This window comes from Polycladomyces abyssicola, assembly GCF_018326425.1.
Classification (GTDB): Bacteria; Bacillota; Bacilli; order Thermoactinomycetales; family JIR-001; genus Polycladomyces; species Polycladomyces abyssicola.
In genome coordinates, this window is record NZ_AP024601.1 from 838423 (window position 1) to 852754 (window position 14332).

Consider the following 14332-nt stretch of genomic DNA (forward strand, 5'->3'; position numbering starts at 1 on the left):
AAATTGATGTTGCCGGAGGTGGGGTCCGACAAGTTTCAAGCCATCTTGCACGGCATCAATCATTTGATCGAAGAGGACCGGTTAAAGCCGGGGGACCGTTTACCTTCGGAACGGGAGTTGGCCGAACGGCTGGGAGCAGGGCGCTCTTCCGTGCGGGAAGTGTTACGGGCATTGGAGTTGCTCGGTTTAATCACGACGCGTCGAGGCGAAGGAAGGTTTCTGAACCGGCATGATGCACATTATTTGGTAGATATTTTGGCGTTCTATATTTTGCGTGATGAACGGTCCCAAGAAGATTTGCTGGAGATGCGTCTATTGTTGGAGATGGATGCGGCACGGCTGGCAGCTGAGCGCGTCACTGCCGAAGAAATTGCACAAATGTCGGATATACTGGAGAAGATGAAGGAAAAGATCAGGCAGAACCAACTCCCGGTTGCGGAAGACTTCGCTTTTCATCGGCAGATCATCTCAGCCGCCAAAAACCGGTTGTTGTCGCGTGTGTGGTATCCCATCTTGCATTTTAGTCAATGTGTACGCCTAAACGCTTCATCCTGGCCCGGTCGACCCTTGCAAGCGTTGGCGGAACACCGGGAGGTGCTGGCGGCGATCGCATCGCATGACCCAGAGCGGGCTGCGGAAGCGATGAAGCACCACTTGGTGCAGTCAGGTCTCGCCAACACGAGTGCGTGACGGTGATCGTGAAACCCGGCAAGGGACGGCCAGTTTCCAGCGAGCCACTGTTGGACAAAGCGAAACAGGAGCGAGAGGAAAAATGTATCCACTACCTCGATCGGTCGACGGCGCTTACGGAACTTTGTCAACTCCCTCCATGCCGTAAAAGTGGTTGACAGTGGAGTTGGCAGGTTTCGGTATGTCGAAAGCGTTGCAGCGGTTTTTCCTGCTATGCTATGATGACTCCGATGTAGGGCGAGTTTGGAGGAAGCCTATGTGGACGGTGATTTACCTCGCTCCCGATCGGTTAACGGCGGAACGGATCCGGGAGAAGATGGAATCGGAAGGGTTTTGGGTACGGATTCGTCCGTCGCATTATGCTGTTGGCCAATATGAAGTGCTCGTTCCCAGCGGTGAGCTGGAAGAAGCACAAGAGGTACTGCGTTCCATCTTGTAAAATATAGATTGAAGCCGAGTTTATGTGCGGATGAGGTGTTAACGTGTTAAAGGATCTGTTCAAGAAGCAACGAAAATATGCGACCATTACTATGCCTTCGGAACAGGCCAAACGGGAGATCCCCGAGGGCATCATGCAAAAGTGCCCGAAGTGTGGCACGATCATGTATGCCAAAGAACTGGAGAAAAACCTGAAGGTCTGCAAGGCGTGCGGCTATCATTTTTCGATGTCTGCACCGGAGAGAATTTGTGCCACTGTAGATGAAGGACGATTTTTCGAGTACGACGTGGACATGCTCTCCGAAGACCCACTTGGTTTTCCTGATTACCGAAAAAAGCTGAAGTCGGATATGGAGAAAACCAATCTGAATGAGGCCGTGGTTACGGGGGAAGGCACGATCGGTGGCTATCCTGCCGTGATCGGCGTAATGGACTCCCGTTTCCGGATGGGGAGCATGGGTTCCGTTGTTGGTGAGAAAATCGCTCGTGCGGCGGAAAGAGCGGTAACCAAACGGTATCCGTTCATCCTGTTTTCCGCCTCAGGCGGCGCACGGATGCAGGAAGGGGTTCTCTCCCTGATGCAGATGGCCAAAACCAGTGCGGCTTTGGAGCGGATGCACAGGGAAAAAGTATTGTTCATTTCCGTGCTGACCAACCCGACTACCGGGGGTGTGTCCGCCAGCTTCGCCTCGCTCGGTGACATCAACATCGCAGAACCCGGTGCACTGATCGGTTTTGCCGGCCGACGGGTGATTGAGCAGACGGTGCGGCAAAAATTGCCGGAAGACTTTCAGACGGCCGAGTTTTTGCTGAAACACGGCCAATTGGATATGGTCGTACCTCGCACGGAACTGCGTGAGATGCTGATTCGTCTGCTGGACTTGCACTCGTACGGGAGGGAACACGAATGAGCAACGGATATTTGCCCTTTGAAAAACCGATCGCCGAACTGCGAGAAAAGATTGCCGAGCTCAAAAAATTCACCCAACAATCCTCCCTGGATCTGTCCGAAGAGATCCGGACGCTGGAGGCACGGGCGGAGCGATTGGAGCAGGAGATTTACGGAAATTTGACACCGTGGCAAAAAGTGCAGATCGCCCGACACCCCTCCCGTCCGACGACATTGGATTATATTCGCCGTATTTTCACCGATTTCGTCGAGCTGCATGGAGACCGTCTGTATGGGGATGACCCTGCCATCGTCGGCGGCATCGCCAAATTGAACGGACGACCGGTGACAGTGATCGGGCATGAGCGGGGGAAAGATACGAAGGACAAAATCGCCCGCAATTTCGGTCTGCCGCATCCCGAAGGATACCGCAAAGCGCTTCGCCTGATGCAACAGGCGGATAAATTCGGACGACCGATCATCACATTTGTGGATACGCAAGGGGCACATCCGGGCGTCGAGGCGGAGGAGCGGGGGCAAAGTGAAGCGATTGCCCGCAACCTGCGCGAGATGGCCGGATTTACCGTGCCCATCATCTGCGTGGTTACGGGGGAAGGCGGTAGCGGCGGTGCATTGGCGATCAGTGTCGGTAACCGCTTGCTGATGCTGGAGCATGCGTACTATTCTGTTATCTCGCCGGAAGGCGCAGCAGCCATTTTGTGGCGGGACGCGGCGCATGCCCAACAAGCGGCTGAGGCGCTCAAAATCACGGCTCAGGATTTGAAAGAGCTGGGTATTATCGACCGGATCATTCCTGAGCCCAAGGGAGGCGCACACAAAGACCCGGATGCACAAGCCGCAGAGATCAAAAAAGCGATCGAGGAAGAATTAAAGGATTTGTTGCAGATGAATGGTGAAGAATTACGGGAAGAGCGGTACAATAAATATGCGAGGATCGGAGTTTACACCAGCGTAGTGTGAGAACCGCCCGCTCGCTTCCCAGCCGTATTCGGCATCAGATGTACCCAGATCCGGTGGTATCAGAAGAGGATGGCCTCTTTCGGTTGAGCAACCGTTGAGTTTGACCGCGAAAGGAAATAGGCGCCTTCGGATCATTCTCACACTCACTGGCCGGAGCCGTGTTGCCCAAGGACTTGGCAGTAACGGTTTCCGGTTCCTATCATGTTGTTTTCGACCATCTAGGCGGTCGGGGTCTCTTTTTGACCATGTGGGACAAAAAACGTCCCTTAGGGCAAAAAACGTGGATGCTTTATCATCCCGATTGAGTACACACATTCAAACGTGAGGTGGAACAGGATGAAACGCATTGCAGTACTGACCAGCGGCGGGGACGCACCCGGTATGAATGCCGCCATCCGCGCCGTCGTGAGAAAGGGCGTACATCATGGATTGGAAGTGTTGGGGGTATACCGCGGATACAGCGGATTGATTCAGGGAGACTTTGTTCCTTTCCAATTGGGTTCCGTCGGTGATATCATTCATCGGGGAGGCACCATTTTATACAGTGCCCGTTGTGAAGAGTTCAAAACCAAGGAAGGCCAACAGAAAGCGGTTGAACAACTGAAAAAGCACGGAGTGGACGGGCTGGTCGTCATCGGTGGGGACGGATCGTTCCGCGGCGCACAAAAGCTGACGGCGCACGGGTTCCCCACTGTCGGTGTTCCGGCAACCATCGACAATGACATCCCAGGTACTGACTTCACGATCGGGTTTGACACGGCGATCAACACAGTCATCGACGCCATTGACAAGATCCGGGATACGGCCACTTCCCATGAGCGGACGTACATCATCGAAGTGATGGGACGTGACGCCGGGGATATCGCGTTGTGGGCCGGATTGGCCGACGGCGCCGAGTCCATCATCATTCCGGAAGCGCCGTTTGATTGGGATGAAATTGTGGAACGGTTGAACCGCAGTAACCGTCGGGGCAAAAAACACAGCTTCATCATCGTGGCCGAAGGTGTGTCCGATGGTTCAACAGTGGCTGAAGAAATCAAACGGCGGACGGGATTGGAAACCCGTGTTACGGTGTTGGGGCACATTCAGCGTGGCGGATCGCCGACGGCCATGGATCGGGTGTTGGCGAGCAGGATGGGTGCCAAAGCGGTCGAATTGTTGCTTGAAGGGAAAAAGGATCAGATGGTGGCCATCCAGAAAGGGGACATCGTCGGCATACCGTTTGATGAAGCGTTCCGTATGAAACATCAACCCGACTTGTCGCTTTATGATCTGGCAGGCATTTTGGCCATTTGACGGAAGAGGGGGAGAAGGATGCGGAAGACGAAAATCGTGTGTACGATCGGACCGGCCAGTGAAGATCCGGAAACACTGAAACGGTTGATTTTGGCCGGGATGAACGTGGCACGGCTCAACTTTTCCCACGGCTCGCACGAAGAGCACGGTCGGCGCATTGACGCGGTCCGGCAGGCAGCAGCCGAATTGGGAAGAACGGTTGCCATTCTGTTGGACACCAAAGGACCGGAGATTCGTACAGGTGAGCTGCAAGGCGGAGAAGCAGAGCTGAAGGCTGGCGATCGGTTGACCCTGACGACGGAACCCATCCTGGGGAATGCCCAACGCGTATCGGTTTCTTATAAGGGATTACCGGCTGATGTGCAACCGGGTTCCACCATCTTGATCGATGACGGCTTGATTCGGTTGGACGTGGAAGCGGTGGAAGGAACCGAGATCCATTGCCGCGTGGCCAACGGTGGTTTGTTGAAGAATCGCAAAGGAGTCAATCTCCCCGGTGTGAAGGTGAATCTGCCGGGTATTACATCCAAGGATGCCGATGATATCGTGTTCGGCATCCAAAAAGGGGTCGATTTCATTGCGGCCTCGTTCGTGCGGAAACCGGAGGATATCTTGGAAATCCGCAAAATTTTAGAAGAGCACGATGCGGATATTCAGATCATCGCCAAAATCGAGAACAGCGAAGGCTTGGAGCATTTGGATGAGATTTTGGAAGTGGCTGATGGCTTGATGGTTGCTCGCGGCGATCTGGGTGTGGAGATCCCTGCCGAAGAAGTGCCGTTGGTGCAAAAAGAGATGATCCGCAAATGTAACAATCTCGGCAAGCCGGTGATTACCGCCACGCAGATGCTGGATTCGATGCAGCGCAACCCGCGTCCGACACGGGCGGAGGCGAGCGACGTCGCCAACGCCATTCTGGACGGAACGGATGCAGTGATGTTGTCGGGAGAAACGGCCGCAGGAAAATATCCGGTGGAAGCAGTGGAAACGATGGACCGGATCGCACTGCGGACGGAAAAAGCGCTCCGATATCGGGATCTGTTCCGCCAGCGCCGTTTGGAGCAGGAAGTCAGCATCACCGATTCCATCAGTCAGGCGGTGGTGCACGCCGCGGAAAGCTTGCAGTCGTCGGCGATTATTACGTCTACCGAAAGCGGATTTACCGCCCGCATGGTTTCGAAATACCGTCCGCGAGCGCCGATCATCGCTGTGACGCCCAATGATCGGGTGATGGCCAAGCTGTCGCTGGTTTGGGGCGTGTATCCCGTTAAAGGGACCAAAGTGACCAATACGGATGAGATGTTGCAAGTGGCGATTCGTTCAGCGTTGGCTACCAAATACGTTCGCCACGGTGATCTCGTTGTTATCACGGCAGGTGTTCCCAGCGGTCAATCCGGTAGTACCAACCTGATGAAGGTACATGTAATCGGCGATGTGTTGGCGAGCGGTCAAGGGGTCGGCAAACAGGTGGTCACGGGAACCGTAGTCGTGGGACGGTCGGCGGAAGAGTTGCGTGAAAAAATGGTGGATGGAGCGATTCTTGTCACATCGGCAACCGATCGGGACATGATGGAATCCTTTGAACGGGCTGCCGCGGTCATCACAGAAGAAGGCGGTTTGACTTCCCATGCGGCGGTGGTGGGATTGAGCCTTGGCATCCCTGTCATCGTCGGTGTGGAGAATGCAACGGAAATCTTGAAAGACGGAATGGAGATCACAGTGGATTCCGATCGGGGACAAATTTACTCCGGACGGGCCAAAGTGCTTTAACAGATCAAAAAGGGACCGTTCCGCTGAAACAGCGGAATCGGTCCCTCGTTTTTTATCAGGGTGTCCCGGCAGGCGGGAACGATTTCTTTGATAATGGCAGTAAGCCCGATCAAATGACGCGCAAACGAGGATAGATCCACAGGCGCAACCGTTTACGCCGCTTTCTTCTGCGAGCCAATTTCATCGGCCTCACTCCTTTCCTTTCATCCAGTTATCCGTTCACATGGTGTGTATTTTTATTGTATCCGGAACCGTTACTTTTGGCTATTCACATTATGTGTTTCTTTGCATCAAAATATGTAAATATCGAGGGAGATCCCAAGACATGATGGGTTTACTCACCATATTTGTTATAATAGCCTTATATACTGTCCAACTTGTTCATGGCCACACAAATCGCAGTCGTCGTGGAGGAATAAAACATGGGAAATCGACGTGTGTTTGAAACCACTGTTCGCGTTCGTTATCAAGAGACGGATCAAATGGGCGTGGTGTATCACACCAACTATATCGTTTGGTTTGAAGTGGCAAGGTCCGAAATGATTCGCGAGTTGGGCACTTCCTACCAAGACTTGGAGGAAAAAGGGTTGTTATTACCGGTAGTGGACGTGCATTGCCGGTATTTGTCTCCAGCCCATTATGACGAGGAAGTGATCGTGCGCACTGTGGTGGAGGAGCTGACCGGCAGCAAGATCCGGTTTGCATATGAAGTGATTCGACCTGCCGACAACCGGTTGTTGACAATCGGCTCCACCACACATATCTGGGTGAATCGTAAGATGAAGCGGGTCAACATCCAACGTGATAATCCGGAACTGTATCGGCTGTTGGTGGAACAAACGGTTGAAGGGGAGAGCATTCCATGTTCCGATGGATCCTCTTGGCGCTGATCGTCGTTCCTGTGCTGGAAATTACCGGATTGGTCGCTATCGGCAACTGGATCGGACCATTGCCGACCGTAGTGCTTGTGCTGGCCACCGGCCTGCTTGGAGCATATCTGGCACGACAACAGGGATGGCAAACATGGCGTCTGTTGCAGATCCAATTGCGAAACGGTGAAATGCCCGGTGAAACCCTGTTGGATGGCCTGTGTATCTTGATGGGTGGCGTTTGTCTTGTGATTCCCGGCTTTTTCAGCGATGTGATCGGGATATTCCTGTTAACTCCATATACTCGCGGTATAGCTCGGTTGTGGCTCAAACGTTGGCTGCTAAAAAAATTCAATAGTCGTCTTCATTGGTCATACCGGCGATAAGAATGTCGATTCGAAAAAAAGCCGTTTCCCATCGGTCAATCCGAATGCTCGACGGGAAACGGCTTTTCTCTTATTCAAGTTTCGACTTTGAAGCCCTGTAGGATGAATCGCCAGATGTCTCCCAGCACTCCTGCACGGTACAAAGCCATCAGGATGACCACCGTGACCGGGCCGATGATGACACCGATGAAACCCAACAATTTGAGCCCTGCGAACAGAGCGATCAAGGTCGGCAGCGGGTCCAGACCGACATTGGAAGCGACCAGCTTGGGCTCCAACAGTTGCCGGACAATCACAATGACGCCGTACAATATGGCAATCCCCAATCCCAGATGGTAGTCGCCGGTCAGCAAAAGGTAAATCGACCAGGGAACCAGAATCGAACCGACTCCGATATACGGCAACAGGTCGAGCAGGAGTGCGATCAGCGCCATCGTCAACGCATAATTGACTCCCAGAATCAACAAACCGATCAAGACGATGGTTGCCGTTATCGTGATCAATGTAAACTGGGCGCGAACAAATCCAAATAAGGCATGGCGCAGGTCACGCATGATAATCCCGCCTGTTTTGCGCGCATGATTGGGGATGATGCCCAGCATGCGTTTGCGCAATTGAGGCCAGTCGATTCCGATGAAAAATGCCGCCAACACGATGAATACAACCACGGTGGCAATATAAGGCAAGTCACTGAGAAACGATCCGACACCTGAGATGAAATCGGTGATCATCTCCGTTCCTTTGTTGGCCAACACGTCCAGGTTTTTTTGAATGCTGCTGATGATTTTCGCTTTGTGTTCCGGGTTGCGTTGAAGGTATTTTTGGACGTTGTCGATGGTACGGGACAATTGGGTATCCTTGGTGAGTATATCCACTATGTATTGATTAAAATATTGCAGATAAACCGGCAGGCGCTGGGCCAAATGCGTCAACTCCAGTACCATTTGGGCGATGAGGATCAACAATCCTGTGATGATTGAACCGACAAAAAGAAACAGGATCAGGAATACGCCCAACCAACGGGGAAGACGAAGTCGACGTTCCAAAAATTGGACGGGTGGTTGGATCAGCAGGGCGATCACCCAACCGATCAAAAACGGATATACCAGCGGGATCAAAAAGCTCAGTACATAATAGGCCGTGATGATCGCGAGCAAAACGACGGCGGCACGGATCGCGATACCCACCCCGGGATGCTGTGCCATGGCGTTCCTCCTCGCTGTTTGCAGTTGATATGAATGATTATACCATTTCCTTCCCCGCATCCAAGTATTCAGAACGTTACAACCGTCACAATCTGGTGTCGACAAGGTTTGCGACGATGGATACCAACAGTGTTATTTTTATGTTACACTAATGATGGCGGGGTTCAGGGAAATACGGAGATAAAACAATGTCAGACTGCAGGGGGTACGCTCCGGTACGGATCGAGAAGATATGCGATCGGTTGTTACCCGATTATATGGGAAGATTACGAATGTTGTGCAATCCCGAACAAAGGCTGGCAACCGACGGGCGATTTCGTATAATCGAATTGTAATAAAAATATGATCCGTTTGATTCGGGGCGTTGCGACAATGGTCCCCTGACAGTGCATTCCAGAAGCAAAGGAGCGATCATATGACGGTTGCGAAGGGATTGGAGGGCGTAGTAGCGGTAACTTCCGAGATCAGCTCGATTATTGACGGCGTGTTGGCCTATCGCGGTATCGACATCGACGAGCTGGCCGAAAAGGCGAGTTTTGAAGAAGTTGTGTACCTGCTGTGGAAAGGCCATCTGCCGACGCGTACGCAGCTAGATGAACTGAAACGGCAATTGGATCAATATGCAACTTTGCCGGCTGAATTATTGGAACAGTTGAAAGTGTATTCGAAAACAGGCGCACATCCGATGGCCGTATTGCGTACTTCTGTTTCGGCATTGGCATTGTATGACAAGGAAGCGGATGACAACAGTGCAGAAGCAAACGAGAAGAAAGCGATTAAGCTGACAGCGCAGATTCCGACGATCATCACGGCGTTCTTCCGGATGCGCAAGGGATTGGAACCCGTCGCTCCGAAGAGCGGGCTCGGATTTGCAGCCAATTTCCTCTACATGTTAACCGGTAAGGAACCAGATCGCGTGGCGGTGGAAGCGTTTGACAAAGCGTTGATTCTCCATGCTGACCATGAGTTGAATGCCTCCACGTTTGCGTCCCGCGTAACGACAGCGACGCTGTCCGACATGTATTCGGCGATCACCACTGCGATCGGCACCTTGAAGGGACCCCTGCACGGCGGGGCCAACGAACGCGTGATGGCGATGCTGGAGGAGATCGGATCACTGGATCGTGTGGAATCCTATATCAAGTCGAAATTGGCCAACAAGGAAAAAATCATGGGCTTCGGCCATCGTGTGTACAAAAATGGCGATCCGCGGGCCAAACACCTCCGCGAGATGTCCCGTCAATTGGCTGATCTGACAGGTGACAAGAAATGGTATGAGATGTCCACGCACATTGAGCGCTTGGTTGACCAGGAAAAAGGTCTGAAGCCGAACGTGGACTTCTACTCCGCTTCCGTCTACACCTACCTGGGTATCCCGCGCGATCTGTTTACCCCGATCTTTGCGATGAGCCGCGTAACGGGCTGGACCGCGCATGTGATGGAACAATACGCCAACAACCGTCTGATCCGTCCGCGTGCAGAATACACGGGACCGTACAACCGTCCGTATATTCCGATCGATCAACGGTAAGCGGTTGCATAAGAGACCGTCAGGGGCGGGTTTGAGCCTGTCCCCTGTTTTTTGAGACAGAAACAGAAAGAGGGGTTGACATGGCACTCTGGGAGAAACCGACCACCGGTGAAAAAATCGTTGTCGACAACGGTAGATTGCATGTTCCGGATCATCCGATCATCCCGTTTATCGAGGGTGACGGGACAGGCCCGGACATTTGGGCAGCCGCCCGTCGCGTCTTGGATGCTGCTGTTGAAAAAGCTTACGGAGGCGCCAAAAAGATCGCATGGTATGAAGTGTATGCTGGGGAGAAAGCATACAACCGTTTCGGCCAATGGTTGCCGGAAGAGACGCTTCAAGCGGTTCGTGAATACTACGTAGCGATCAAGGGGCCGCTCACCACACCGGTCGGTGGTGGGATTCGTTCGTTGAACGTGACGCTCAGACAGGAGTTGGATCTCTACGTATGCTTGCGCCCGGTTCGTTACTTTGATGGCGTGCCGTCCCCGGTCAAGCATCCCGAGCTGGTGGATATGGTCATTTTCCGGGAGAACTCGGAAGACATCTATGCCGGGATCGAGTGGCCGGCCGGGTCCGAAGAAGTGAAAAAAGTGATCCGTTTCCTGCAAGAGGAAATGGGTGTGAAAAAAATCCGTTTCCCAGAAACCGCCGGTATCGGTGTCAAACCGGTGTCTCGGGAGGGAACGGATCGGTTGGTGCGAGCGGCCATTAACTATGCGCTTAAGCACGGACGCAAAAGTGTCACCCTGGTACACAAGGGCAACATCATGAAATTTACGGAAGGTGCCTTTAAAAACTGGGGTTATGAGTTGGCGGAACGTGAATTTGCGGATCAGACCTTTACCTGGGCGCAATATGACCGCATCAAAGCGGAAAAAGGCGTGGAAGCGGCCAATCAGGCGCAAAAAGAGGCCGAAGAAGCAGGCAAAGTGATCGTGAAGGACTCGATCGCCGACGCCTTCCTGCAACAAATTCTGACGCGCCCGGCAGAGTATGACGTGATCGCCACGCTCAATCTAAACGGAGACTACATTTCCGATGCTTTGGCGGCACAAGTGGGCGGCATCGGGATCGCGCCGGGAGCCAATATCAACTACGACACGGGACATGCGATTTTCGAAGCCACGCACGGAACCGCGCCGAAATATGCGGGTCTGGACAAAGTTAACCCGGGATCGGTCATTCTCTCCGGTGTGCTGATGTTGGAGCACCTCGGTTGGCAGGAAGCGGCAGATCGGATTTATGCCGCGATGAGCAAAACGATCAGCCAAAAAACGGTGACCTATGACTTCGCTCGCCTGATGGAAGGCGCAACCGAAGTGAAGTGCTCTGAATTTGCCGATCGTTTGATTGATAATCTGTAATTGCAAGATACAAAAAAGAGGATTCAAGGTCTCGGTAACAAACACTGACAGGAGGGGTAGAAGCAGATGGCCATCCGTAGAAGAAAAATTTCCATCATCGGTGCAGGATTCACAGGTGCAACCACCGCACTTATGCTGGCGCAAAGAGAATTGGGCGATATCGTTTTGGTGGATATCCCCGAAGCGGAAGGACCGACCAAAGGTAAAGCGCTGGACATGTTGGAAGCCGGTCCGGTACAGGGCTTTGACGCCAACATCGTCGGAACGAGCGACTACGCTGAAACAGCCGACTCCGACTTGGTGATCATCACAGCGGGTGTGGCGCGCAAACCGGGCATGAGCCGGGATGACCTCGTCAACATCAACGCCAAAGTGATGCGCTCCGTCACTGAGCAGGTGGTCAAATACTCGCCCAACAGCATCCTGCTGGTATTGACCAACCCGGTGGACGCGATGACCTACGAGGTGTACCGGACGTCCGGATTCCCGAAACACCGCGTCATCGGGCAGTCTGGCGTATTGGACACTGCGCGCTTCCGCACTTTTGTAGCACAAGAGCTGGGCGTCTCCGTTGAAGACGTGACCGGATTCGTGTTGGGCGGTCATGGTGACGACATGGTACCGCTGGTCCGTTACTCCTATGCAGGCGGCATTCCGCTGGAAAAACTCCTGCCGAAAGAACGCCTGGATGCCATCGTCGAGCGCACCCGCAAAGGCGGCGGTGAAATCGTCAACCTCCTGGGTACGGGCAGCGCATACTATGCTCCGGCTGCTTCGTTGGTGCAAATGGCCGAAGCGATTTTGAAAGACAAAAAGCGCATCCTGCCGGCCATTGCCTATCTGGAAGGCGAATATGGATACCACGACATGTACCTCGGCGTACCGACGATCATCGGTGGCAACGGACTGGAAAAAGTGATCGAACTGGATTTGACCGAGGAAGAGAAACAAGCATTGGACAAATCGGCGGAATCAGTCCGCAAAGTGATGAAGGTATTGGGATAAAGATACTTCGGCCCGGGGTTTTCCCGGGCTTTGCTGTATATGATGAATGTAAGTGTTGTCATGAAATCAGTGAGATAGAGCGGAAACCGTCCGAAGGGTGACCTTTGAGCTCCCGTAACTGAGAGAGGAATATGTACATCCAAACAACAACAAAGATAAAGGAGGAGAACCTTGTGGATCAACGGCGTGTCGTGGTGGTGACAGGTGCGGCCAGAGGCATCGGTTACAGTATCGCGGAAGCGTTTGCAAACAACGGAGACCGCGTCGTGATCGGGGATTTGAATGAGGAAGCTGCATCAAACGCGGCTCGGCGCATCGCGGATCAAACAAGGAGTGGTTTCGCCGAGGGGCATGTGCTGGATGTCACACAGGAACAATCGGTTCGATCACTGGTGGAGAAAGTGGAGAAGACACATGGGCGCATTGACATCGTCATCAACAATGCGGGTCTGCAGCATATTGATCGGGTGGAAGATTTTCCGTTGGAAAAGTGGAAGCAACTGATCGATGTGATGTTAACCGGGCCTTTTTTGCTGACCAAATATACGGTGCCTGTCATGAAGCGACAACGATTCGGCCGCATCATCAACATTTCCTCTGTTCACGGACGCACCGCTTCTCCGTTCAAATCCGCTTATATTGCCGCAAAACACGGTGTAGTGGGATTGACGCGGACCGTTGCGCTGGAAGTGGCCGAATACGGGATAACCGTCAATGCGATCATGCCAGGTGCAGTGGATACGCCGTTGGTTCGAAACCAACTGCAACATCTGGCGAAAACGGAACAGATCAGTCAGGAGGAAGCCTTGCACAAACATTTGTTGCACAAACAGGCGATCAAACGATTCGTCAAACCGGAAGAGGTGGCCGCTTGCGCCTTGTATCTGGCCTCGGACGCAGCTGCTGTCATCACGGGAGAATGCATCGGTGTCTCCGGCGGATGGTGAAGGGATTTCGTGGTATCCAGTCAATTCCCACTCGGTTCTTTCCCAAAAGGGCGCAAAAACGGAATACACAATCACGGATCGGATCGGGAATGCCAAGTTGCCACTTGTCGGGGAGATAGATGGTTCCATTCCGTTCTCCGATGAATGGATCGGGCAGGCGATCAGCAGGGCATGGATAAGACACCGTTTTCTGGAGAACATATATAAAGAGATCCCAAGATTTACCCCTTCTGTTCGAATTGACTGAAATTGAATTTTGTGACATGATAGCATTGAGAGCGCATACATGGAGTGGAGGCGTCAAGGATGATTCTCGGGAACAAGCAAACCGCCGGGAAAAAATGGGATGATCTCGGCGTCGGAGAGCGTGTGGAAGTCACCCGGACCGTTGCCGATCGTGACATCCTCCTACATTTAGGTGTGATGGAAGATACCAACCCAATTTATTTGCATTCCCATGATATAGAGTACGGACAGTTGGCCGTTCCGCCGGGGCTTTTGGTCGGATGGCTGACATCATTGGTCTCTACGCGTTTACCGGGGCCGGGCAGTGTCATCCGGGAACAGCGGTTGCGTTTTCCCCGATTGTTGCCGCACGGCGCTACTGTCACCCTGTCCGTGGAACTGACGGAAAAGCATCCGGAGAAAAAAATGGTAACCGTACAGGCGATGGTGCGGGATGAAGACGGGCGTTCCGTCGTGGAAGGCGAGTTGCTCGTTGCTCCGCCCCGACCCATCCCATCGTTGTTGCATCACGCGTTGGACAATTTTTAATCAGGCAAGAACGGCAATGAAACGTCGGCTTTTCAGCCGGCGTTTTTTTGCGTCTCGATGGTGCATCCAACCCACATGAAAACGTTTTCTTTTTCTCAGCATAATCTTAACGTTTTCCGGGTTGAAAATTGACTTATGCTAAGATGAGGAGGGATTCCCTGACTCCTCATCCCGGATCAGGGAA

Annotated in this window: 14 protein-coding genes; 13 read left to right on the plus strand and 1 reads right to left on the minus strand. The window is 52.9% G+C overall.

Annotated elements, in window-relative coordinates:
• The first annotated feature begins 6 nt into the window (after positions 1-6).
• The 8 genes from KI215_RS04245 to KI215_RS04280 all read left to right on the plus strand — a co-directional run bounded on the left by KI215_RS04245 (position 7) and on the right by KI215_RS04280 (position 7319).
• The gene (locus KI215_RS04245) at positions 7-690 is read left to right on the plus strand and encodes a FadR/GntR family transcriptional regulator (protein WP_212774334.1); all 684 of its coding nucleotides are present in this window, start codon (positions 7-9) and stop codon (positions 688-690) included.
• A 256-nt stretch (positions 691-946) separates the two neighbouring features.
• Positions 947-1129, plus strand: a complete 183-nt coding sequence (locus KI215_RS04250) for a glutamate decarboxylase (protein WP_212774335.1) — start codon at positions 947-949, stop codon at positions 1127-1129.
• A 43-nt stretch (positions 1130-1172) separates the two neighbouring features.
• Entirely contained in the window at positions 1173-2039 is an 867-nt protein-coding gene (gene accD / locus KI215_RS04255; protein ID WP_212774336.1) for an acetyl-CoA carboxylase, carboxyltransferase subunit beta, read from the plus strand.
• Entirely contained in the window at positions 2036-2998 is a 963-nt protein-coding gene (locus tag KI215_RS04260; RefSeq protein WP_212774337.1) for an acetyl-CoA carboxylase carboxyltransferase subunit alpha, read from the plus strand. Before accD ends, KI215_RS04260 begins: the two co-directional genes overlap by 4 nt.
• A 336-nt stretch (positions 2999-3334) precedes the next feature.
• A complete protein-coding gene (gene pfkA, locus KI215_RS04265; RefSeq protein WP_212774338.1) occupies positions 3335-4294 on the plus strand; it encodes a 6-phosphofructokinase in 960 nt (319 codons plus the stop codon).
• Between the two features lie 18 nt (positions 4295-4312).
• Positions 4313-6064, plus strand: a complete 1752-nt coding sequence (gene pyk, locus KI215_RS04270; protein ID WP_212774339.1) for a pyruvate kinase — start codon at positions 4313-4315, stop codon at positions 6062-6064.
• 422 nt (positions 6065-6486) lie between these two features.
• The gene (locus KI215_RS04275) at positions 6487-6954 is read left to right on the plus strand and encodes an acyl-CoA thioesterase (RefSeq protein WP_212774340.1); all 468 of its coding nucleotides are present in this window, start codon (positions 6487-6489) and stop codon (positions 6952-6954) included.
• The gene (locus KI215_RS04280) at positions 6927-7319 is read left to right on the plus strand and encodes an FxsA family protein (RefSeq protein WP_212774341.1); all 393 of its coding nucleotides are present in this window, start codon (positions 6927-6929) and stop codon (positions 7317-7319) included. The genes KI215_RS04275 and KI215_RS04280 overlap by 28 nt, the downstream gene beginning before the upstream one ends.
• 74 nt (positions 7320-7393) lie before the next feature.
• Here KI215_RS04280 and ytvI read toward each other — a convergent pair whose 3' ends face one another.
• Positions 7394-8524 carry a sporulation integral membrane protein YtvI gene (gene ytvI, locus KI215_RS04285; protein ID WP_212774342.1) on the minus strand — a complete coding sequence of 377 codons (1131 nt, stop codon included), beginning with the start codon at positions 8522-8524 and terminating at the stop codon, positions 7394-7396.
• Positions 8525-8939: 415 nt separating this feature from the next.
• On the opposite strand from ytvI, the gene citZ reads away from it, so the two are divergent.
• The 5 genes from citZ (at position 8940) to KI215_RS04310 (ending at position 14148) form a co-directional block, all read left to right on the plus strand.
• Positions 8940-10055, plus strand: a complete 1116-nt coding sequence (gene citZ, locus KI215_RS04290) for a citrate synthase (RefSeq protein WP_212774343.1) — start codon at positions 8940-8942, stop codon at positions 10053-10055.
• Positions 10056-10135: 80 nt separating this feature from the next.
• Complete coding sequence (gene icd / locus KI215_RS04295; RefSeq protein WP_212774344.1) at positions 10136-11422, plus strand: NADP-dependent isocitrate dehydrogenase; 1287 nt, start codon at positions 10136-10138, stop codon at positions 11420-11422.
• 66 nt (positions 11423-11488) lie between these two features.
• Complete coding sequence (gene mdh, locus KI215_RS04300) at positions 11489-12427, plus strand: malate dehydrogenase (protein WP_212774345.1); 939 nt, start codon at positions 11489-11491, stop codon at positions 12425-12427.
• Positions 12428-12600: 173 nt separating this feature from the next.
• A complete protein-coding gene (locus tag KI215_RS04305; RefSeq protein ID WP_246512194.1) occupies positions 12601-13374 on the plus strand; it encodes a 3-hydroxybutyrate dehydrogenase in 774 nt (257 codons plus the stop codon).
• Positions 13375-13680: 306 nt separating this feature from the next.
• Positions 13681-14148, plus strand: coding sequence for an FAS1-like dehydratase domain-containing protein (locus tag KI215_RS04310; protein WP_212774347.1), 468 nt, complete (start codon positions 13681-13683; stop codon positions 14146-14148).
• Positions 14149-14332 lie beyond the last annotated feature (184 nt).

Bases quoted from the DNA above. Each gene is read 5' to 3' on its own strand.
- KI215_RS04245 (WP_212774334.1), top strand. From the start codon at position 7: ATGTTGCCGGAGGTGGGGTCCGACAAGTTTCAAGCCATCTTGCACGGC.
- KI215_RS04250 (WP_212774335.1), top strand. From the start codon at position 947: ATGTGGACGGTGATTTACCTCGCTCCCGATCGGTTAACGGCGGAACGG.
- KI215_RS04260 (WP_212774337.1), top strand. From the start codon at position 2,036: ATGAGCAACGGATATTTGCCCTTTGAAAAACCGATCGCCGAACTGCGA.
- pfkA (WP_212774338.1), top strand. From the start codon at position 3,335: ATGAAACGCATTGCAGTACTGACCAGCGGCGGGGACGCACCCGGTATG.
- pyk (WP_212774339.1), top strand. From the start codon at position 4,313: ATGCGGAAGACGAAAATCGTGTGTACGATCGGACCGGCCAGTGAAGAT.
- KI215_RS04275 (WP_212774340.1), top strand. From the start codon at position 6,487: ATGGGAAATCGACGTGTGTTTGAAACCACTGTTCGCGTTCGTTATCAA.
- KI215_RS04280 (WP_212774341.1), top strand. From the start codon at position 6,927: ATGTTCCGATGGATCCTCTTGGCGCTGATCGTCGTTCCTGTGCTGGAA.
- ytvI (WP_212774342.1), bottom strand. From the start codon at position 8,524: ATGGCACAGCATCCCGGGGTGGGTATCGCGATCCGTGCCGCCGTCGTT.
- citZ (WP_212774343.1), top strand. From the start codon at position 8,940: ATGACGGTTGCGAAGGGATTGGAGGGCGTAGTAGCGGTAACTTCCGAG.
- icd (WP_212774344.1), top strand. From the start codon at position 10,136: ATGGCACTCTGGGAGAAACCGACCACCGGTGAAAAAATCGTTGTCGAC.
- mdh (WP_212774345.1), top strand. From the start codon at position 11,489: ATGGCCATCCGTAGAAGAAAAATTTCCATCATCGGTGCAGGATTCACA.
- KI215_RS04310 (WP_212774347.1), top strand. From the start codon at position 13,681: ATGATTCTCGGGAACAAGCAAACCGCCGGGAAAAAATGGGATGATCTC.